General features: G+C 55.0%; 16 protein-coding genes and 1 other RNA gene. 10 read left to right on the top strand and 7 right to left on the bottom strand.

Going from position 1 to position 19,033, the window contains the following annotated elements:
* Positions 1 to 194 precede the first annotated feature (194 nt).
* The 4 genes from lpxA (at position 195) to NMUL_RS11455 (ending at position 3,464) form a co-directional block, all read left to right on the top strand.
* Positions 195 to 977: an acyl-ACP--UDP-N-acetylglucosamine O-acyltransferase gene (lpxA, locus tag NMUL_RS11470; protein WP_011381498.1), complete on the top strand. Its 783-nt coding sequence runs from the start codon at positions 195 to 197 to the stop codon at positions 975 to 977.
* A gap of 336 nt (positions 978 to 1,313) precedes the next feature.
* On the top strand, positions 1,314 to 2,342 hold the full coding sequence (locus NMUL_RS11465) for a PEP-CTERM sorting domain-containing protein (RefSeq protein WP_011381497.1): 1,029 nt from the start codon (positions 1,314 to 1,316) through the stop codon (positions 2,340 to 2,342).
* A gap of 154 nt (positions 2,343 to 2,496) precedes the next feature.
* A complete protein-coding gene (locus NMUL_RS11460; RefSeq protein ID WP_011381496.1) occupies positions 2,497 to 2,955 on the top strand; it encodes a hypothetical protein in 459 nt (152 codons plus the stop codon).
* A 218-nt stretch (positions 2,956 to 3,173) separates the two neighbouring features.
* The gene (locus NMUL_RS11455) at positions 3,174 to 3,464 is read left to right on the top strand and encodes an encapsulin-associated ferritin-like protein (protein WP_011381495.1); all 291 of its coding nucleotides are present in this window, start codon (positions 3,174 to 3,176) and stop codon (positions 3,462 to 3,464) included.
* A gap of 28 nt (positions 3,465 to 3,492) precedes the next feature.
* Here NMUL_RS11455 and NMUL_RS11450 read toward each other — a convergent pair whose 3' ends face one another.
* The 7 genes from NMUL_RS11450 to gyrA form a co-directional block, all read right to left on the bottom strand.
* Positions 3,493 to 4,395, bottom strand: a complete 903-nt coding sequence (locus NMUL_RS11450) for a prephenate dehydrogenase (RefSeq protein ID WP_041353223.1) — start codon at positions 4,393 to 4,395, stop codon at positions 3,493 to 3,495.
* A gap of 82 nt (positions 4,396 to 4,477) precedes the next feature.
* The gene (gene aroF / locus NMUL_RS11445; protein ID WP_011381493.1) at positions 4,478 to 5,494 is read right to left on the bottom strand and encodes a 3-deoxy-7-phosphoheptulonate synthase; all 1,017 of its coding nucleotides are present in this window, start codon (positions 5,492 to 5,494) and stop codon (positions 4,478 to 4,480) included.
* Positions 5,491 to 6,669, bottom strand: a complete 1,179-nt coding sequence (gene hisC / locus NMUL_RS11440) for a histidinol-phosphate transaminase (RefSeq protein ID WP_011381492.1) — start codon at positions 6,667 to 6,669, stop codon at positions 5,491 to 5,493. Before hisC ends, aroF begins: the two co-directional genes overlap by 4 nt.
* Positions 6,670 to 6,935: 266 nt before the next feature.
* Positions 6,936 to 8,003, bottom strand: a complete 1,068-nt coding sequence (pheA, locus tag NMUL_RS11430; RefSeq protein WP_011381491.1) for a prephenate dehydratase — start codon at positions 8,001 to 8,003, stop codon at positions 6,936 to 6,938.
* A gap of 57 nt (positions 8,004 to 8,060) precedes the next feature.
* Entirely contained in the window at positions 8,061 to 9,260 is a 1,200-nt protein-coding gene (locus tag NMUL_RS11425; protein ID WP_011381490.1) for a phosphoglycerate dehydrogenase, read from the bottom strand.
* The gene (gene serC, locus NMUL_RS11420) at positions 9,253 to 10,341 is read right to left on the bottom strand and encodes a 3-phosphoserine/phosphohydroxythreonine transaminase (protein WP_011381489.1); all 1,089 of its coding nucleotides are present in this window, start codon (positions 10,339 to 10,341) and stop codon (positions 9,253 to 9,255) included. The genes NMUL_RS11425 and serC overlap by 8 nt, the downstream gene beginning before the upstream one ends.
* Positions 10,342 to 10,384: 43 nt before the next feature.
* Positions 10,385 to 12,970 carry a DNA gyrase subunit A gene (gene gyrA / locus NMUL_RS11415; RefSeq protein ID WP_041352579.1) on the bottom strand — a complete coding sequence of 862 codons (2,586 nt, stop codon included), beginning with the start codon at positions 12,968 to 12,970 and terminating at the stop codon, positions 10,385 to 10,387.
* Positions 12,971 to 13,275: 305 nt separating this feature from the next.
* Between gyrA and NMUL_RS11410 the strand changes: the two genes are divergently transcribed.
* From NMUL_RS11410 to NMUL_RS11390, 6 genes are all read left to right on the top strand, one after another.
* On the top strand, positions 13,276 to 13,953 hold the full coding sequence (locus tag NMUL_RS11410) for an OmpA family protein (protein WP_011381487.1): 678 nt from the start codon (positions 13,276 to 13,278) through the stop codon (positions 13,951 to 13,953).
* A gap of 77 nt (positions 13,954 to 14,030) precedes the next feature.
* The gene (locus tag NMUL_RS11405; protein WP_011381486.1) at positions 14,031 to 15,377 is read left to right on the top strand and encodes a TRZ/ATZ family hydrolase; all 1,347 of its coding nucleotides are present in this window, start codon (positions 14,031 to 14,033) and stop codon (positions 15,375 to 15,377) included.
* The gene (ubiG, locus tag NMUL_RS11400) at positions 15,374 to 16,093 is read left to right on the top strand and encodes a bifunctional 2-polyprenyl-6-hydroxyphenol methylase/3-demethylubiquinol 3-O-methyltransferase UbiG (RefSeq protein ID WP_011381485.1); all 720 of its coding nucleotides are present in this window, start codon (positions 15,374 to 15,376) and stop codon (positions 16,091 to 16,093) included. The genes NMUL_RS11405 and ubiG overlap by 4 nt, the downstream gene beginning before the upstream one ends.
* Positions 16,094 to 16,216: 123 nt before the next feature.
* Complete coding sequence (locus tag NMUL_RS11395; RefSeq protein ID WP_011381484.1) at positions 16,217 to 16,864, top strand: HAD-IA family hydrolase; 648 nt, start codon at positions 16,217 to 16,219, stop codon at positions 16,862 to 16,864.
* Between the two features lie 426 nt (positions 16,865 to 17,290).
* Positions 17,291 to 17,652, top strand: a transfer-messenger RNA (tmRNA) gene (ssrA, locus tag NMUL_RS15450).
* A gap of 163 nt (positions 17,653 to 17,815) precedes the next feature.
* Complete coding sequence (locus tag NMUL_RS11390; RefSeq protein ID WP_011381483.1) at positions 17,816 to 19,027, top strand: tyrosine-type recombinase/integrase; 1,212 nt, start codon at positions 17,816 to 17,818, stop codon at positions 19,025 to 19,027.
* The last annotated feature ends 6 nt before the right edge of the window (positions 19,028 to 19,033 follow it).

Genomic DNA, 19,033 nt, shown 5'->3' with positions numbered 1-19,033 from the left:
GTCATTACAAAGTCCCGTCGAGGTTTCGTTCTGGCACGATCAAACGCTTTGGATGGAATGGGGAAGTATGGCATGTATGGAATGTATGCCGAGAATTATCTTAGTCGAGAACCGGGGTTCCTGCTACTGGTGCTTGAAGTACCCGGAGTATCAGGGATTACGCAGGCTCAAGTTTGTCAGTGCAGGACAGACTCATGAAGGAAGCCAGTATCCATCCGACAGCCGTTGTTCATCCCGGTGCACAGCTTGGCTCGGGTGTCACCATCGGGGCTTATTCCATTGTGGAAGAACATGTCGCGGTTGGCGACGATACCTGGATCGGGCCGCACGTTGTCATTAAGGGGCATACGCGCGTCGGGGACAATAACCGGATTTTCCAGTTCTGCTCGCTAGGGGATGAGCCCCAGGACAAGAAATACAAGGGTGAACCTACCCGATTGGAAATAGGCGATCGAAACACGATTCGGGAGTTTTGTACTTTCAATCGGGGTACCGCCCAAGGGGCGGGTGTTACTCGCCTCGGAAATGACAATTTCGTGATGGCTTACGTCCATCTGGCGCATGATTGCCAGGTGGGTAACTTCACGACCTTTACCAATAACGCTTCCCTGGCCGGCCATGTCCAGGTGGGTGATTACGCGGGACTCGGGGGATTCACCTCCGTTCATCAGTTCGTTCGCGTGGGCGCCTACAGCTTTACCGGTTTAGGCACCGTGCTGACTCAGGACCTGCCACCTTATCTCCTGGCGGCGGGAAATCCCGCCATGCCTTACGGTCTCAACTGGAGAGAGCTCAAGCGCCGCGGGTTTTCCGAATCCACCCTTCGCGCACTGAAAAGTGCTTACAAGCTGGTATACCGGTCCGGCCTTGCATTGAAAGAAGCGGAAGCGCAGCTCATGCAGCTTGCTGGCGATACACCGTCTGTCCAACGCTTTCTTGATTTTATTTCCGTGCGAGGACGTGGAATTATCCGGTGATTGGTTAGCAGGACTGATCTTTTCGGGGCGGCAAGCATGTGGAAAGTTGCAATCAAGACTTCACTTGGTAAAATAAGCCTTCAGTGCTCAGCGGAAAGGATCGCACCAGCAGCTTTGGAATCGGGTTTCATCGAATTACCTGTTACTTCAAAGCATGCAATCCGGGTTATAACCTGCCTTTACACCACCCCCATCCTTTCGGTGGACTGCTGATTGCGCAGATGCTTGCGCGGCTTATAAGCGCGACTCCGCGTTGATGCCCGTTGCGTTTTCGTTTTTATTGCCGAGGTAGGACGTGGGTTTACTGAATCACAATCTGAGCGGGAGAATCGTCATATGAAGAATCAAAAACAGAAAGCGATTGCACAGGCAACGCGCGCGGTAGTTAACGGAGGATTGTTTGCGGGTTGCCTGTCGTTCAGTCTCATCGCAAACGCGGGCATCAATTTCCAGTTCGTATACAAGGATGCGCCTGGTACGGGATTTCTCGATCCCGTAAACGGCGCCAGTCGGCAAGCTGCGCTCAACACTGCTGCCACGGAATTCTCCAGAATGTTTGGCACCCACTTCGCCAACTCGGGGACCATTGTGCTGGAAGCAACGGCCACCAATGATCCCCAGAGCAGTACCCTGGCAGGGGCGGGCAGTGAATATGTCGTTCCCCCGGTACCGGGATTCAACCTCAACGAGGTCGTGCGCGAGAAACTCCAGACAGGGATTGATTCCAACGGAAGCAGACCCGATGGCTCGCTCGATATCAACTTTGGGAGCAAATGGGAGCTTGGCTTCAACACGCCCGTGTCGAGTGAGCGCTACGACTTCTATTCCACGATGTTTCATGAATTTACGCATACGCTTGGTTTTTCTTCATCCATAGGGCAATTCGGTGATCCGATCGGGGGTACGAAGGATGCGGGAAGCTGGAGCAGCTTCGACAGCTACCTGGTAAACAAGAGTGGAACTCCGGTCATTGATCCTGCAACTTTCGCACTCGATCAGACTGTCTGGGATGCAGGCAGCGTGGGAGGCACCAGTCCCTCGGGAGGCCTGTTCTTCGATGGAGCTCACGCCATGGCGGCAAACGGAGGCAATCCGGTGGGTCTGTACACACCGTTTCCGTGGGAGGAGGGGAGCAGCGTTTCCCACCTGGATGATAATAATAGCGCTTATGCGGGAATGATGATGCTGGCCGCCTCTGAGACGGGACCTTATGCCCGGGACTACAGTGCGGTCGAGATTGGCATGCTCCAGGATCTTGGATATACGGTAACGGCTGTGCCAGAGCCGGAGGTCTACGCGATGATGCTGGCCGGCTTGGGGTTGCTGGGCTGGGGAACGCGGCGCAAAAAGCGCCATGACCAGTAATGCTGAGGAGATAATCTTTCTTGCCGCCGCTTTATCCCTATGGCGGCGGCGCAGTCTGGTCTGTTGGACCCTGGTACCGCGATATCGGATTTATCGAACTTTTCTTGCCAGGCCGTTCCCTGTTTTCATCTTGCTCCTTGTCGGGTCAGCGTCCATGGCGGCCGAAAGTACCTTGGGGCCCGAGGGTCCTCCACTCACTTATCCCATTCAGGAAGTCGGTCTCCATCTGATCCGGCAGGGAGGCAATGCGGCCTTTCCTGTACAGCGGATCAGCCTGTCAGGCAAGGGAAGCGCTACTTTCGAACGGAGTAATGAACTTCTGCAGGTTTTCTACCCAACGAGCGCACTGCTTGCTCTTCTGAACGACCTTTACAGAATTCGTTTCTTCGAACTTCCTTCGCAATACACCCCACGCTATTCTGTCTTTCTCAAGGATGATGGGATGATTGCGACTTCTGCATTACGCTTGATGGATACAGCGAGCACGCGCATCTGTTTTGCGGTGACCGGTTATGAAAAATGTGTTACGTATGGACGCGATGGTCCGCATGACCTGGAGAATATCGTCAATCGCGTTTTTGACGATATTGAGAAGCAGGTGAAGCGGAAATAGTGCCGAAAGCATTCGTTGTCTGTCCCTGTATCAGGGAAGCCGGCGCTTGTGGAACTCACTCATGAGGTGGGTTCGTTGCTCGTATCTATTTTATGGATTCGTTGCGAGAAGAAGAGCACTCTGTATCCTTTCAGAGTCGTGCTCAATCGTCTTGCACAGTTCTTTGCTTGTAAACAATAAGAAGTCGATCCTGACATTCTCTTGAAAGAGGAGGTAGTATGGCCAATGAAGGTTACCACGAACCCCTTGAGGAACTCTCCGACGAAACACGGGATATGCATAAGGCGATCGTTTCGCTGATGGAAGAACTGGAAGCGATAGACTGGTATAACCAGCGTGTGGATTCCTGCAAGGATGAGGAACTCAAGGCAATCCTCGTGCATAACCGCGATGAGGAAAAGGAGCATGCGGCAATGGTGCTCGAATGGATCCGCCGTAAGGACCCGGTCTTTTCCACGGAACTGAGAGACTATCTGTTCACTGACAAGCCCATCGCCCACGAATCATAATTCACAATCAATGGGGTGACCCATCGATTTATCCGGGCAAGCTTTTCAGCCAGTGCTCCCTTGCGTTGCGCGCCCTTGCGAAAAGCCTTTCGAGAGCATCCCCATCGCCATCCGACAGCATTTCGCGCATGACAGTCAATTCCTTCTGGTACGCATCGATCTGGTTTAGCAACGCCTTCCGATTGCCAAGACATATGTCGCGCCACATTTCGGGAGAGCTGCCGGCGATACGCGTGGAATCCCGAAAGCCGCTCCCGGCAAAACGCAGCAGATCGTTGTCGTGCGCGTCGTTGCTTCCATCGGCTCCGGCAGAGACGACATGATTCATCAGCGCAAAGGCAAGAACATGAGGGAGATGACTGACAGCAGCCAGTATTTCGTCGTGCCGGTTCGCGCTCATCCGGGAAATCCGGGCTCCGCAAGCCTCCCATAATTCCGTTACTTTTTGCGTTGCCTCCCGGCTGGTTTCCTCAAGGGGAGTCAGTACAACATTTTTGCCGCGAAACAGATCTGCATTGGCGGCGCCTGCTCCACTCCTTTCCGCCCCGGCAACGGGGTGCCCGGGAACAAAATTTTTCAGATGGGGAGCAAGATGGGAGCGTGCCGCCGCTACCACCTCCTGCTTGGTGCTGCCCGCGTCTGTCACGATGGTGGAGGGCGCAAGATATGCGGATATCTGCGCCATGATTTCGCCGGTTTGTCCGACAGGTACGGCAAGGAACACCAATTCCGCATCCTTCAAGGCGGACTCAATGTTGTCGGCAATCTCATCTATCTCACCCAGCGCCAGGGCGCGCCGCATGTTTTCCCTGCTGCGACCAATGCCGGTGATATGCTGCACCCTCCCAGCCTCGCGCAACGCAAGCGCGAACGAACCGCCGATCAAGCCTACCCCGATAACCACCAGTTTGTGGATCACAGTAGTAGTCATTGTCGGCATCGGTTTATATGAGGGGTTTATATGAGCGGTTGATATCAAGCCTCGCATGGCTATCAGGTGGAGCGGCTATTCATCACAGACTCCGTCCGATTACTGCCGCTATTCCTTGCAGCGATCCCATCAGATCGCGGAATTCCTCGGGATTCAACGCCTGGTCTGCGTCGCACCAGGCTTCGCATGGATTGGGATGCGTCTCTACCAGCAGGCCATCCGCTCCCGCTGCAACTGCCGCGCGCGCCAGGGCGGGCACCATCCATGCCTTTCCCCCCGCATGGGAGGGATCGACGATTACCGGCAAGTGCGTTTCTTTTTTTAGCACGGGGATGCAGGTTACATCCATTACGTTGCGATAAGCGGTTTCAAAGGTGCGTATGCCGCGTTCGCAGAAAATGATGTTATGGTTGCCGCCCGCGGCGATGTATTCCGCGGCCATGAGCCACTCGGAAACGGTCGCGGACATCCCGCGCTTCAGTATCACGGGCTTGTTGATGCGCCCCACTTCTTTCAAAAGTTCGAAGTTCTGCATGCTGCGTGTACCGATCTGGATCACATCCACGTCATACTCGAGGAAAGTGTCCAGCATGCGCGCATCCATCAATTCCGTGACGATCCGGAGGTTGTGCTTATCCGCAGCCTTGCGGAACATTTTCAATCCTTCTTCGCCATTGCCCTGGAAGGTATAGGGACTGGTACGGGGCTTGAAGGCGCCGCCCCGCATCAGCCGGCATCCGGCATCCGAGACATGTTGGGCCGCCGAATCCATTTGCTCTTGCGTCTCCACTGAACAGGGACCTCCGATCACCTGCACCTGGTCCCCGCCAATCGCCACATCTCCCACATTGATTATCGAATTATCCCTGTGCCATTCGCGCGACACGATCTTGTACTGCTTGACGATATGCATGGAATATTCGACACCGCTCAGGGTATCGAACATTTCGGGACTGAGCTTGCGCTCATTGCCAATTGCGCCGATTACGGTACGCTCGGTGCCACGCGAAACGTTCGCGTCCAGGTCGAAGCTTCGAATTTTTGCAACCACCGTTTCGATCTGCTCTTCGGTGGCGCCGTTATTCATGACTATGATCACGCTGTTCCCCCCGATGCAACTTTGGGAAAGCTTACCGCCATCTCAGGTATTGTGTCTGCTGCTGCCCCTTCCGTCGTCTCCAGGGCTATCGCCAGCGATTTCAGGAATTTCTCATTTTCAGATTCGAGCCCGACAGTTACCCGGAGATGTTCCGGCATTTCATAAATGCTGATGGGGCGGACAATCACACCCTGCTTCAGCAGACTCTCGTTTATTGCCTTGACATTGCCTGGCACCCGAAAGCTCAGGAAATTCCCGTAGGACGGAATGTACTCGATTCCCATCTGCCGCAATCCGGTGACAATCTGCAGCATGCCTGCCTGGTTGAGCGCATAAGAACGCTTTACGAACTCCTCATCCTGCAGCGCAGCCACCGCGCCGGCAAGACCGATATTGTTGACGTTGAATGGCTGGCGCACGCGGTTCATCAGACCGGCGACGTCAGGATGCCCGAGGCCGAAACCGACGCGCACGCCTGCCATACCGTAAGCTTTGGAGAAAGTGCGGGTAATGAGGAGATTGGGAAACTGCTTCAGCCAGGCAATGCTATCTCCCTTGAGGGCGGGCGGCAGATACTCGTTGTATGCTTCATCCAGTACGACCAGCACATCCGGGGACACTCGCTCGAGAAAGCGCAGCACATCGTCGGCAGGCAGCAGGGTGCCGGTGGGATTGTTGGGATTGGCAATAAATACAACCCGTGTTTCAGGCGCGACAGCATCCAGCATGGCGTCAAGATCATGGCCATAGTTCCGGGCGGGAACGGAAATGCCGATTCCACCCACCGCTTTCGTCACCAGGGGATAAACCGCAAACGCATGCTGCGAGTAAACGGTCGAGGCCCCCGGCTTCAGGAATACGCGCGCGGCCAACTCCAGAACGTCATTGGAACCGTTGCCCAGCACAATCTGATCGCTGGTCACGCCATAGCGCTCGGACAGCGCTGCTTTCAGCTCAAATCCGCTTCCGTCCGGATACAACGAAACCTCGTCGAGCGCCTTGCTCATTGCGTTCAGGGCCATTGGACTGGTTCCCAGGGGGTTTTCATTGGACGCAAGCTTGATGATGGACTGTTCATCCATCCCCATCTCCCGGGCCAGTTCAGAAATAGGCTTGCCGGGCTGATAGGGACTGATGGCACGGATATATGCAGGAGCGAGATCGCAAATATTCATAAGATGGTAGGGAAGAAAAAGCAGAAAATAATAACCGTCAACAGGACAGGCAATCGCACAAAAAGCATGGATTCATGCTTGCAATAACCCGTTTCCCGGCCGTAGGCAAAATCTTCGTCATGGCCCCCCATCGGAGATTCCGGGGTGCGGAGCCGCAATGATATGACGCCGAATTTTTCGCAGGGTAACTGGATCATCGCACGGGATTCACTTTACGGCATTTCGCGGCAGCGCATGGAGGTTTATGAGAAAACAGAGGAGGAGGGTCAGGCTGCGGGATATGAGCCGAGCACTTTGAGAAACGCCGCTTTTTCCACCAGTTCGCGCAGCGCCTGGGAGACTTTCGGCTCCTGCTGGTGGCCTTCGACATCCACAAAAAACACGTATTCCCATAAACCCGCACGGGACGGGCGCGATTCAAGCCGGGTCATGCTGACTCCATGATGGGCGAACGGGGCCAGTAACTCATGTATGGCGCCCGGCCGATTCCTGACCGACGTTACCAGCGACGTTTTATCCCTGCCGGAAGGGGCGACTTCCTGCTCACCTATTACCAGGAAGCGGGTCGTATTGCTGGGATCATCCTCGATGTTCTCGGCACAGACAGTGAGACCATATACTTCTCCCGCCTTTTTTCCCGCCACTGCCGCGGCGCTTTCATCTTCCGCCGCCAGTCTGGCAGCATCCGCATTGCTCGCGGCGTTGATTCTTGCCGACGCGGGTAAATGGGGCAAATGGACATTGAGCCACTCGTGACATTGAGCAAACGATTGAGGATGAGAGTAAATCCTGCGAATGCGTGCAAGGTCGGTATGATGCGCCAGCAGAAGCTGATGTATGGCCAGCGCCACTTCGCCGCACACCTTCAAGCGGGTTTGCAGCAACAGATCGAGCGACCTACCCACTGCGCCCTCGGTCGAATTCTCTACCGGTACAACCCCATAATTTGCCTTGCCGGCTTCCACCTTGCTAAATACGTCATCTATCGAATTGCACGGCAGCGAAGTCACAACGCTACCGAAGCGCTTGAGCGCAGCTTCTTCGGAAAACGTGCCCCTCGGTCCCAGGTATGCGACTGTCAGAGGTTCTTCCATGGATCGACAGAGAGACATGATCTCCGTAAATAACCGCGCAACCTGTTCATTCTCCAAGGGCCCCGGGTTCAGTTCGCGCATCCGCGCCAGCACCTGAGCTTCACGTTCGGGCCGATACGCAGTGCCATTCTTGATTTCTCCGATTTCGCGGGCGAGATCTGCCCGCGCGCTCACCAGCTTCAGGAGTTCGCTGTCGATTGCATCTATCTTGTCGCGCAGCTGTTTGAGTTGAGCGGTCATCGCGGGATAATTTCTGTTTTGAACCGTACCTGCCAAAGCTATGACATGAAATGGCAGCTATTTGGCCGGTACCGGCAGGTAGCGTACATTCAACACACCCTTTATCGCCGCAATCTCGTCGATCGTTTCCTGGGGTACCGGACTGTCGACATCCACCAGGGTGTAGGCCATTTCGCCGCGAGACTTGTTACCCATGGTGTGGATATTGAGACCGGCTTTCGCCATGGCGGTGGAAATTTGCCCCACCATGTTCGGTACGTTGGCATTCGCAACGGCGAGTCGATAAGGGGATTCCCGCTCCATTGTTATATTGGGGAAGTTGACTGCATTGGTAATGCCGCCGTTCTCCAGATAATCGATTACCTGCTTCGTCACCATTACCGCGCAATTCTCTTCCGCTTCCTGAGTGGATGCGCCCAGATGCGGCAGGGTGATAACCCTTGCATGATGTTGAAGCTTTTCGCTGGGGAAATCGCTTACGTAATATTTTATCTTCCCCATCTCGATTCCTTCGAGCACGGCATTTTCATCCACGATGCCGTCACGCGAAAAGTTGAGCAGAATCGTACTGTTTCTCATGCTTTGCACAACCTGCCGGTTGACGAGGTGCCGGGTCGAATCTAGCAGGGGTACGTGCAATGTTACAAACTCGCTGTTGCGCAACAAATCTTCGATGCTTTCCGCGCGCTTGACCTCCGAGGACAGGTTCCAGGCTGCATCCACGGTGATATTGGGATCATATCCCATCACCTTCATGCCAAGCCGAAGCGCTGCATCAGCCACCAGGCGTCCTATTGCGCCCAGGCCAATGATGCCCAGCGTACGTCTGGGCAGTTCGATGCCAGCAAACTGCTTTTTGCCGTTCTCAGACAGCCTGTTCAGGGTCTCGTTATCGCCTTCCAGTTTTTCGGTGAAATGAATCGCCGGAATCAGGTTACGGGAAGCGATCAGCAGGCCTGCCAGCACCAGTTCCTTGACTGCGTTGGCATTGGCTCCCGGCGCATTGAAAACGGGCACCCCGCGCAGGTTCATGGCGCTGACCGGTACGTTGTTCGTGCCTGCCCCGGCCCGGCCTATTGCTTTCACGCTGGGAGGAATATCCATGTCCAGCATATTGTGGGAGCGCACCAGAATCGCATCGGGCTCGGTTGTGTCGCTGCCCACTTTATAATGGCTGGAACTGAAAAGCTTGAGGCCCAGCGGCGAAATCTGGTTGAGGGTCAGTATCCGGAAGATTTTATGTGCACGTTCAGGCATGATTGCTCGCAAATTCCTTCATGAATTCCACCAAGACCTTTACGCCTTCAAGCGGCATCGCATTGTATATCGAAGCGCGCATGCCGCCGACAGAACGATGGCCTTTCAACTGGATGAGGCCGTGCGTTCGGGCCTGTTTCAGAAACTCTTCATCGAGCCCCGGATCTTTTAAAGTGAACGGCACATTCATGCGCGACCGGTCGGGTTTCGCCACGGGGCAATGATAAAAATCAGTAGTGTCCAGAAAGTCGTACAGCAGACGCGCCTTGGCAATGTTGATTTTCTCCATTGCCTGAAGCCCGCCTTTCTGTTTCAGCCATTCCACCACCAGCCCCGTGATATACATCGCATAAGTCGGCGGCGTGTTGTACATGGAGTCGTTGTCGGCGTGAATCTTGTAATCGAACATGGTCGGTGTGCCCGGCACGGTTGTTCCTATCAGGTCCTCGCGCACGATGACGATACAGAGGCCTGCGGGACCCACGTTTTTCTGAGTGCCGGCATAAATCAGCCCAAACCGGCTTACATCCAGGGGGCGTGACATAAAGGCGGAAGAAATGTCCGCCACCAGGGGTATATCGGTACCCGACAAGTCCGGAATCCAGTTGAACTCCACTCCGCCAATCGTCTCATTGGGCGTGTAGTGCAGATAAGCTCCCTCCGGATCGATGTTCCATTTATCCTGGGTGGGAGCATACGTAAAATTTGCATCTTCCGAGGAAGCTGCAACATGAACGGCGCAATATTTTTTCGCTTCCTTGAGCGCTTTCGTGGACCACTGGCCAGTATTGATATAGTTGGCGCTTTTCTTTCCGCGCACCAGGTTCATCGGCACCATCGCGAACTGGCTGGAAGCGCCGCCGGACAAAAAGAGTACCTTGTAGTTGGGCGGGATGCTCGCCAATTCCCGCAAATCCGTCTCGAGCCTGGCCGCAATGGACATGAATTCCTTGCCGCGGTGACTCATTTCCATCACCGACATACCGCTGCCGTGCCAATCAAGCATTTCGTCACGCGCCTGCTGCAAAACTTCCTTTGGTAATACCGCCGGACCTGCGCTGAAGTTATAGATGGGTTCCATCGGAGTTCCTTATGAATTCCTCATGAGTTCTTACTCTGGCTGTTCACGGCAAATCCGTGGCTAAGCCTTCCCCTAATCCTGGCGCTTCGTCAGTTTCCACGACCCTTTCCAGCCCGGCAAGCTTCTCACCCTCATCCAGGTTGATCAGTATCACGCCCTGTGTTGCCCGGCTCATCTCGCGCACCTCTTTCACGCGTGTGCGGATCAGCACGCCACCGGTCGTGATGAGCATGATTTCGTCGTCCTCGCGCACCAGGCGCGCCCCCACGACCTTGCCGTTGCGCTGGGTGGTCTTGATCGCAATCATGCCCTGCGAACCCCGGCCGTGACGAGTGTATTCGCTGATGGGAGTACGTTTGCCATAGCCATTCTCGGTTGCGGTCAGCACCGCCTGCTCCTCGCTCTCGGCCACCAGCAGCGAAATCACCTTTTGCCCCTTGCCCAGCGTCATCCCGCGCACACCCCGCGCGCCCCGTCCCATCGGGCGTACGTCGTTCTCATCGAAACGCACGGCTTTCCCTCCATCGGAGAAGAGCATCACATCATGCTTGCCCTCGGTCAGCGCTACGCCGATCAGGAAATCATCCTCGTCGAGACCTACCGCTATGATGCCACTCGCGCGCGGCCGCGAAAACTCCGACAGGGGTGTTTTTTTCACCGTGCCCAGAGAAGTTGCCATGAATACATAACGGTTGTCATCGAATGTCTTTATCGGAAGAACGGCATTGATCTTCTCGCCGTATTCCAGTTGCATCAGGTTGACGATAGGCCTGCCGCGGGAAGCGCGTCCTCCCTGCGGCACGGAATACACCTTGATCCAGTAGACCCTCCCCCGGCTGGAAAAGCAGAGAATATAGTCGTGCGTATTGGCGATAAACAGGTTATCGATGAAATCATCATCTTTGGTGCCTGTTGCCTGCTTCCCCCGGCCGCCCCGTTTCTGCGCGCGATAGTCGTCGAGCGGCTGGGATTTGATGTATCCATTGTGCGATAGCGTCACGACCACATCCTCGGATGCGATCAGGTCCTCCATGCTCAAATCCTGAGTATTGATGACGATCTCGCTGCGGCGTTTATCACCAAACTGTTGCTTCATCGCAACAAGCTCCTCGGTGATGATGGCCGTGATACGCTCCGGGCGGGCAAGAATGTCGAGAAGGTCGGCTATTCTCTCCATCACATCCCTATACTCGCTGACAATCTTGTCCTGCTCGAGCCCCGTCAGGCGTTGCAGGCGCAATTCCAGTATAGCTTGTGCCTGTCCATCGGAAAGATGATAGCCGTCATCAAATAACCCGTATTCGGGCGCCAGGCCCTCGGGTCGGAATTGCTTCGCATCCACTGCAGCGCGTGCCAGCATCTGCTCCACCAGTCGCGAGCGCCACACCCGCGACATCAATGCTTCCTTGGCTGCTGCAGGCGTCTGCGCTGCCTTGATCAGGGCAATCACTTCATCCACGTTGGATAAGGCGACAGCGAGTCCCTCCAGCACATGGCCGCGTTCACGGGCCTTTTTCAACTCGAATACGCTGCGCCGCGTAACGACCTCGCGCCGGTGGCGCAAGAACGCCTCCAGCATCTGCTTCAAATTCAGTAGCCGCGGCTGCCCGTCAAGCAGGGCCACCATGTTCATGCCGAAGGTGTCCTGCATTTGCGTTTCTTTATAGAGATTGTTCAGCACCACCTCGGGTACTTCGTTGCGGCGCAGTTCGATAACCACGCGCATCCCCGATTTATCCGATTCATCGCGCAAATCGGAAATGCCTTCGATTTTCTTATCCCGCACCAACTCGCCGATACGGATAAGCAGATTGGCCTTGTTTACCTGGTAGGGCAGCTCGTCGATAACGATGCTCTGGCGTCCGCCCCCTTTTTCCATATCCTCGAAGTGAGTGCGCGCGCGCATGATTACGCGCCCGCGGCCCGTGCGGTAGCCTTCTTTTACGCCGGTCACGCCATAGATCAGCGCGGCGGTGGGAAAATCCGGGCCCGGTATCAGTTCGATCAGATCCTCGATGGCGATTTCGGGGTTCTTCAGCAGGGCGAGGCAGGCATCCGTCACTTCATTCAGGTTATGTGGCGGAATATTGGTTGCCATGCCCACCGCAATCCCGGACGAACCATTGATAAGCAGGTTCGGGATTTTGGTCGGCAGGATCAGCGGTTCTTTCTCGGTGCCGTCATAGTTAGGGCCGAAATCAACCGTTTCCTTATCCAGATCGGCCAGCATTTCATGCGCGATGCGAGACATGCGGATTTCGGTATAACGCATTGCCGCCGGGTTGTCGCCATCCACGGAGCCGAAGTTGCCCTGTCCATCCACGAGCATGTAGCGCAGCGAGAAATTCTGCGCCATCCGTACTATAGTGTCATATACGGCAGTATCGCCGTGCGGGTGATATTTACCGATGACATCACCGACGACGCGCGCCGATTTTTTGTAGGGACGGTTCCAGTCGTTGGAGAGTTCATGCATAGCGAATAGAACCCGGCGATGCACCGGTTTCAGGCCGTCGCGCACGTCGGGTAATGCGCGTCCCACGATGACGCTCATGGCGTAGTCGAGATAGGAGCGGCGCATTTCCTCTTCGAGACTGATCTGCAGGGTTTCTTTCGCGAATTGATCCATTACTTTTGAAGGGGGACAAGAACTTGCGGGAACGGGAACATATCGAGGATATATTTCTTTCCTGATATCGGCATATAAAGCCCCCCATTTTAGCATGCCGCCCGTAGGGGAGTCACCCGGAAAGCCCGGTTTTCATGCCGATTGCAACACCCCTATTTGACAAGGACAAATATATGAATACATAATCAAAGCGCGATTATGCAATGATGCGCGATGCCGCAATGAGGCGGCTTAGTCTTTTCATTTGCATGACTTACAGGGATGATCTGATCTTGAATCTTAGTTTTTCTAAAAAGGGGCATAGCATGAAAAATACAGTAACGAAAAAACTCTTGCTTGGAGCAGCTGTTTTGCCAGTGCTGTTTTCAGGCGTCGCTATGGCTCAGGAGATACCTGAGGCCTACGCGGTCGATAGCGTTGGCGAAGTAGTCAGAGATTCTTCCGGAGACTGCTGGCGCACCGGTTATTGGACACCTGCAATGGCAACCTATGAGTGCGACCCTGATCTGCTGCCAAAACCCGAGAAAAAAGTCGAAGCCCCCGCTCCAGAACCCACCCCTGCCCCTGCTCCTGCTCCTGTTTATACCGAGCCTGAGAAAATCTCGCTCTCCGCCGATCAACTGTTCGATTTCGACAAGGCCAACCTGAGGCCAGAAGGCAAACAGACCCTGGATGATCTTGTGGCCAAGCTTGGTGGCGTCAAATACGACACCATCGTTGCCATCGGTTATGCCGACCGTCTCGGCAGCGATGCCTATAACAAGAAACTTTCCATGCGCCGCGCCGAATCCGTCAAGGCTTACCTGGTCAACGAAAAAGGCATCCCGGCTGATCGCATCTTCATCGACGGCAAAGGCGAAGCTAATCCTGTAACGGGCGATACCTGCAAGGGTAACAAGAAGACGAAGGCTCTGATCGCCTGTCTGCAACCCGACCGTCGCGTCGAAGTTGAAGTCGCCGGTACGAAGGAAACAGTACAATAATTCGATCCATATATAAAAAACGCAAAAAAATCAAACCCTGCCATCGCGGCAGGGTTTTTTTTTGCTAAGCTTCCGCGATGATGGATCCGGTAAAAATCGATACGCTGCTGGAGGCACGCTGGATAATCCCGGTTGAGCCCGCGGGCGCGGTGCTTCATGGTCATGCCATTGCAATTGACCAGGGCATGATTCGCGCAATCCTGCCCCGCGCCGAGGCACACGTGCAATTCGAGCCGCGCGAACGCGTCGTGATGAACAGCCACGCGCTCATTCCCGGCCTGATAAATCTCCACACGCATGCGGCCATGTCGCTGATGCGAGGAATGGCAGATGACCTGCCTTTGATGGAGTGGCTAACCCATCATATCTGGCCGGCGGAAGCGAAGCACGTGGACCAGGGTTTTGTTTTCGATGGTACGCGTCTGGCATGCGCCGAGATGCTGCAGGGTGGAGTTACCTGTTTCAATGACATGTACCTGTTTCCGGAAGCCGCTGCGCGCGCCGCATTGGCCGCGGGCATGCGTGCCAGCATCGGCATGATCGCAATCGACTTTCCCACTGCCTACGCCAGCGATCCTGACGACTATCTGACCAAGGGTCTGGCGCTGCGGGACGATTACAATCCGCATTCCCTCCTGTCATTCTGTTTTGCCCCACATGCGCCTTACACCGTAGGTGACAAGAATTTGTCCCGGGTTCTCACCTATGCAGAGCAGTTGGATGTACCCATTCACATTCATCTGCACGAAACCGGGGATGAAATCGACAACAGCCTGAAAAGCTATGGAATGCGTCCCCTTGAGCGCATTCACAAGCTCGGACTGCTCGGACCCAATCTGATTGCGGTACACATGGTGCATCTTACCGGGGGAGAAATCGAACTGCTGGCGCAGCAAGGCTGTTCCGTAGCCCATTGCCCTTCTTCCAACCTTAAACATGCGAGTGGGCTGGCACCCGTTGCCGCTCTTATAGAAGCAGGCGTCAACGTAGGATTGGGAACGGATAGCGCTGCAAGTAACAGTCGGCTCAAGATGTTCGAGGAAATGCGGCTTGCGGCACTCCTAGCAAAAGGACAAAGCGGGAGGGCAGAAGTGCTGCCTGCATGGCAGGTGCTGCAAATGGCCACGCTCAACGGGGCCAGGGCTTTAGGGTTGGGAGACCGTATCGGTTCCCTTGTTCCAGGCAAAGCTGCGGATATTGCCGCCGTGGATTTCTCCAGTCTTGATATGGCGCCCTGCTATGACCCTGTTTCCCATCTTGTCTATGCTGCCGGACGTGAACATGTGAGTCATGTGTGGGTAAATGGTAAAATGCTGCTGCGTGACTCGGAATTGACTACGCTGGACCGGGAAGAATTGGTGCACAGGGCTGAATTCTGGCGGGAACAAATGACAACGGGCGTGATAGCAGTTCACGAAAAATGATGGATAAAGAAATCGAAAATGGCAGTGTCAACGTTGATCTGCTGGAACTGGAAAAATTCAACCAGCTCGCGCATCGCTGGTGGGATCCCAACAGTGAATTCAAGCCGCTGCATGAGATCAATCCGCTGCGGCTGGGTTACATAGACCGCCACGCCCGCCTGGCGGGTAAAGACGTCCTGGATGTCGGCTGTGGCGGAGGTATCCTGTCTGAAAGCATGGCTGAGAGCGGCGCGCAGGTAACCGGCATCGATCTGGGCGACAAGGCGCTGAAGGTGGCAAAGCTGCACCTGCTGGAAAGCGGGAATAAAGTCAATTACCGCAAGAGCTCAGTGGAAGCGCTCGCGGCGGAGCAGCCCCATCATTACGATGTGGTCACCTGCATGGAAATGCTGGAGCACGTGCCGGATCCAGTCAGCACGGTGAGAGCTTGCGCGGAGCTCGCCAAGCCCGGTGGCTGGGTATTCTTCTCGACCATCAATCGCAACCCCAAATCGTACCTGTTTGCCGTGATCGGGGCGGAATACGTGTTGAACCTGCTGCCGCGCGGGACGCACGACTATGCCAAATTCATCAAACCGTCTGAACTTGGACGCATGGCGCGCGAAGCAGGGTTGGATGTGCAGGAAGTAATCGGCATGAGCTACAATCCCATCACCAAAGTTTACTCCCTGGGACAGGATACCGATGTGAACTACATCATGGCATTCCGTGCCTGAAACCCCTCGCGCTCCAAGGCCAGACTCCAAGCGATCATTTCAGTTGAGCCCGGTCATCGGTGACATCATCAATCTGGATTGGCGCCCATCTTTATTCCTCCGGTTCGTATCCATGCTTCTTTCATGATTAACGCCGTTCTCTTCGATCTCGACGGAACGCTTGCCGATACCGCCCCCGATCTCGGGTATGCCCTGAATCGGCAGCGCATCGCCCGCGGGCTGCTGCCCCTGCCGTTGGAGCTCATCCGTACCGAGGCTTCCGCGGGGGCGCGCGGCCTGTTGGGCCTGGGATTCAACATCAAGCCCGGGGACGCCGGATATGACGCCATGCGCACCGAATTCCTCGACTTCTACGCGGAACACCTCTGCCGCGAGACATTCTTGTTCGCAGGGGTCGCGGATCTCCTCGATCAGCTCGATGACCGGGGCCTGATCTGGGGCATCGTCACCAACAAACCCGCTCGTTTTTCCGTACCGCTCCTCGAGGCGCTGGGTTTGGGCAATCGTGCTTCCTGCCTTATCAGCGGGGGCGATACCACGCACTCCAAACCCCATCCCGAGCCTCTGCTTACAGCGAGCGGAGCAATAGCCGTCCCGCCGGAAGAATGCATCTATCTGGGCGACGACCTGCGCGACGTCCAGGCCAGCCTCGCCGCCGGCATGGAACCCATCATCGCCAGATACGGCTATCTCGGCAATGTAGGTGCCCCCGAAACCTGGGGTGCAAGATACCTCATAGACCGGCCCGAAGAACTGCTCGGCTATTTGTAAAAACCGTTCGCACTCTCTTTTCTTATTTGCTCGTCTGGAAAAGCCCCTTCCCTGGCAGGGAGAGGGGGGGGAAGGCAGCGACGGATTTTCGCCTCGCCCGACGTTTGTTTCAAAAAGACACCCTCTCCCTGCCAGGGAGAGGGTATTCAATCTCTCGACCGTTGTTCGCCCTGAACTGTCGAAGGGAAACAGTGCCAGGACCTGGGACAGGTTTCTTCCTCGAAGACATGACTATTCGGTAACATCAAAATCTGGGAATGGGTTTGAGTTCTCTCCCCCGACAATAATGGGTATAATCCGACCGTGATATTATTGCTAATCGAGGGGAATCCTGCTGGCGGTAGGTTTGTTGCGGGAATAATATGCAGCACCCCCATTGAACTCTTTCGGTTCGCAGTCATCTAACTAGCCGTAATACAGAATGCCGGGGGCGACTTGGCTTCGACGTGGGTTGCAAAACAGAGCAGGGCATACCGAGGACCAGTTACCTCGTAAATACATCTGGAAACCAATAGTCGCAAACGACGAAAACTACGCTCTAGCCGCTTAAATCCGGCTGGACTCCGCACCGGTGGGCCTCAACGCCGGGTCTGGCAACAGACAGCGGAGCCATTAACGAGGATCGCGCCCGGTAGGGTTACTTTACAGGGCGTTAAACAATAGGTGACTCGCCTGCCATCAGTCCGCCGGTTGACGGATGCCAGGTTAAATTAAAAAACATGGCTAAGTATGTAGAACTGCCTGTAGAGGGCTTGCGGACGCGGGTTCAATTCCCGCCGCCTCCACCAATTGAAAGTCCAAAATAATCCAAAGAAATCCAGAAAACCCGCATGAATAAAGGCTTGCGGGTTTTTTGTTGTCCAAACAAATCCAAACTCATCTATTGAAATCCGACGGTAACTGACGGTAAACTTGACGGTAATAGAGTTACCGCCAACTGGAGTTACCGTCATGGCACTTACCGACACCGCTATTCGCAATACCAAGTCTGCTGACAAACCTCTCAAGCTAACAGATGAGCGCGGGCTATACCTGCTGCTCAAACCCAATGGCTCCCGCTGGTGGCGATTTGATTACCGCTATGGCGGCAAACGCAAAACCCTCTCCATGGGTGTTTATCCCGACGTGAGCTTGAAAGACGCCCGTAATCGCCGTGACGAAGCTCGCAAGTTGCTTGCTTCCGATGTCGATCCCGGCGAAAACCGTAAAGCGGTCAAAGCTGCTAAGCTGGAAAAGACTACAAACAGTTTCGAAGTGATCACCAGGGAATGGTATGCGAAGTTTTCCCCGACCTGGAATGAAAGCCATGGTGAGCGAATTATTCGCCGGTTCGAGCGCGATATCTTTCCCTGGATTGGTAGCAAGCCCATTTCCGAGATAGCAGCACCTGAACTGCTGGCAACAGTGCGGCGCATCGAAAGCAGGGGCGCAGTGGAAACCGCGCATAGGGCATTGGGTAACTGTGGACAAGTTTTTCGCTATGCCATCGCAACCGCACGTGCTACCCGAGATATTTCCGCTGATTTGAGAGGCGCCCTTCCCCCGGTGAAGGGAGAACATTTTGCCGCCATTACCGAACCTAAACAGGTAGGCGCATTGCTGCGGGCAATCGATGGCTATACAGGTTCTCACGTTGTACGTTGTGCATTGCGCCTTGCTCCACTGGTATTTGTGCGCCCAGGCGAGCTGCGCAAAGCCGAATGGAAGGATATAGACCTGGATGGCGGGGAATGGCGCTATACCGTCACCAAGACCAATACCCCGCACATTGTTCCCCTCTCAACACAAGCCGTGGAAATCCTCAAGGAACTGCAAGCTTTAACAGGCAGAAGCCGCTTTGTTTTCCCCGGTGCGCGTACCAATGGCCGGCCCATGAGTGATAATGCAATCCTTGCTGCCCTGCGACGCATGGGCATAGACAAGGAAGAAATGAGTGGCCATGGTTTTCGCGCCATGGCGCGAACCATTCTTGATGAAGTGCTAGGCGTTCGTCCTGACTTTATCGAACACCAGTTAGCTCATTCGGTAAGAGACCCTAATGGCCGCGCCTATAATCGAACCGCTCATCTACCCGAGCGTCGCAAGATGATGCAGCAATGGGCGGATTACCTGGACAAACTCAAAGCTGGTGCCGAAATCATCCCCTTGCATGGCGTGGCCTAGAGAAGT

It is taken from the genome of Nitrosospira multiformis ATCC 25196, assembly GCF_000196355.1.
Classification (GTDB): Bacteria; Pseudomonadota; Gammaproteobacteria; order Burkholderiales; family Nitrosomonadaceae; genus Nitrosospira; species Nitrosospira multiformis.
Note: the sequence above shows the minus strand (reverse complement) of the source record. Positions and strands in the feature narration are given on the sequence as shown.

Bases quoted from the DNA above. Each gene is read 5' to 3' on its own strand.
- gyrA (WP_041352579.1), bottom strand. From the start codon at position 12,970: ATGGATCAATTCGCGAAAGAAACCCTGCAGATCAGTCTCGAAGAGGAA.
- NMUL_RS11425 (WP_011381490.1), bottom strand. From the start codon at position 9,260: ATGCCTGAACGTGCACATAAAATCTTCCGGATACTGACCCTCAACCAG.
- lpxA (WP_011381498.1), top strand. From the start codon at position 195: ATGAAGGAAGCCAGTATCCATCCGACAGCCGTTGTTCATCCCGGTGCA.
- hisC (WP_011381492.1), bottom strand. From the start codon at position 6,669: ATGAATATTTGCGATCTCGCTCCTGCATATATCCGTGCCATCAGTCCC.
- NMUL_RS11410 (WP_011381487.1), top strand. From the start codon at position 13,276: ATGAAAAATACAGTAACGAAAAAACTCTTGCTTGGAGCAGCTGTTTTG.
- NMUL_RS11455 (WP_011381495.1), top strand. From the start codon at position 3,174: ATGGCCAATGAAGGTTACCACGAACCCCTTGAGGAACTCTCCGACGAA.
- NMUL_RS11405 (WP_011381486.1), top strand. From the start codon at position 14,031: ATGATGGATCCGGTAAAAATCGATACGCTGCTGGAGGCACGCTGGATA.
- NMUL_RS11395 (WP_011381484.1), top strand. From the start codon at position 16,217: ATGATTAACGCCGTTCTCTTCGATCTCGACGGAACGCTTGCCGATACC.
- NMUL_RS11450 (WP_041353223.1), bottom strand. From the start codon at position 4,395: ATGACTACTACTGTGATCCACAAACTGGTGGTTATCGGGGTAGGCTTG.
- NMUL_RS11390 (WP_011381483.1), top strand. From the start codon at position 17,816: ATGGCACTTACCGACACCGCTATTCGCAATACCAAGTCTGCTGACAAA.
- ubiG (WP_011381485.1), top strand. From the start codon at position 15,374: ATGATGGATAAAGAAATCGAAAATGGCAGTGTCAACGTTGATCTGCTG.
- pheA (WP_011381491.1), bottom strand. From the start codon at position 8,003: ATGACCGCTCAACTCAAACAGCTGCGCGACAAGATAGATGCAATCGAC.
- serC (WP_011381489.1), bottom strand. From the start codon at position 10,341: ATGGAACCCATCTATAACTTCAGCGCAGGTCCGGCGGTATTACCAAAG.
- NMUL_RS11460 (WP_011381496.1), top strand. From the start codon at position 2,497: ATGGCGGCCGAAAGTACCTTGGGGCCCGAGGGTCCTCCACTCACTTAT.
- NMUL_RS11465 (WP_011381497.1), top strand. From the start codon at position 1,314: ATGAAGAATCAAAAACAGAAAGCGATTGCACAGGCAACGCGCGCGGTA.